The sequence below is a fragment of the Aeromonas sp. 604176 genome, from assembly GCF_049170755.1.
Taxonomy (GTDB): Bacteria; Pseudomonadota; Gammaproteobacteria; order Enterobacterales; family Aeromonadaceae; genus Aeromonas; species Aeromonas veronii_A.
The window spans coordinates 1-1071 of record NZ_JAAKNE010000270.1 but is presented as its reverse complement, the minus strand read 5'-3'; the positions used below and the strand labels follow the sequence as shown (position 1 = coordinate 1071).

The following is a 1071-nucleotide window of genomic DNA, read 5'->3' as shown; positions in this document are numbered from 1 at the left end:
CTGGCTCTGATTGGTCTGGTGATGATTCAGCAAGGTAAAGGGGCTGATATGGGCGCCTCCTTCGGCGCAGGGGCATCGAACACTGTATTCGGCTCCAGTGGTTCAGGCAGCTTCCTGACCCGAACAACAGCAATTTTGGCTACTCTGTTTTTCGTAATCAGCCTGGTGCTCGGCTCTATGTCCAGCAACAAGGTAAAACAGGGCAGTGAATGGGAAAATCTGCAACAAACCCAACAGGTTGAGCAGACCAAAGCGCCAGTGAAGAAAGATACTGACGTTCCCGAATAAGAGTTTTGCCGTGGTGGTGGAATTGGTAGACACGCTATCTTGAGGGGGTAGTGCTCTAGGGTGTGCGGGTTCGAGTCCCGCCCACGGCACCAATTAAGCAGTGACCCGGGTAACCGGGATGTTATAGCCAAGTCACTCTTGTATAGAAAGAATGAAGTGGCTATAATCTCGCACGATTTCGGACGCGGGGTGGAGCAGCATGGTAGCTCGTCGGGCTCATAACCCGAAGGTCGTCGGTTCAAATCCGGCCCCCGCAACCAAATTTCACGCATTTCCTACGCTCAGGAAGGCGGTCGCTGCGAGGCGACAATCAGGGTAAAGCGCCAAGCCCCGATTTGACATCGGGGCTTTTTGTTATGTGCGATTTACTCTGAATCGATCTCTATCTGGGCTTTATGCCCTTTTTTTGTTTTTCGGAGGGTGACTTTGGCTACGTTGGAACAACGTTTGACCGATCTGCTCGAGGCTCCGGTCGTTGCCTTGGGTTTTGAACTTTGGGGTATTGAGTTTATCCGCGCGGGTAAACACTCCACCTTGCGCGTCTATATCGACGGCGAGCAGGGCGTGACCGTTGAGAACTGTGCTGAGGTCAGCCATCAGGTTGGCGCCATTATGGACGTAGAAGATCCTATCACCGAGGAGTATTACCTCGAGGTATCTTCCCCGGGTCTGGATCGCCCCCTGTTCAAGGTTGCCCAGTTCGAAAAATACGTTGGCCAAGAGGCGGCGGTAACGCTTCGGATGGCAACAAACAACCGCCGCAAGTTCAAAGGCGTAATCAAA

Annotated in this window: 2 protein-coding genes and 2 tRNA genes; all 4 read left to right on the top strand. The window is 52.8% G+C overall.

Annotation, left to right across the window (positions count from 1 at the left end; all coding sequences use genetic code 11):
• Positions 1-288 (top strand): preprotein translocase subunit SecG (secG, locus tag G5358_RS21265; RefSeq protein ID WP_421324899.1); only part of this gene is annotated, 288 nt, incomplete at its 5' end.
• Positions 289-295: 7 nt separating this feature from the next.
• Positions 296-380 (top strand) — tRNA-Leu (locus G5358_RS21260).
• 91 nt (positions 381-471) lie between these two features.
• Positions 472-548 (top strand) — tRNA-Met (locus tag G5358_RS21255).
• Between the two features lie 166 nt (positions 549-714).
• Positions 715-1071, top strand: a 357-nt coding sequence (rimP, locus tag G5358_RS21250) for a ribosome maturation factor RimP (RefSeq protein WP_421324898.1), incomplete at its 3' end; no start/stop codon positions are given.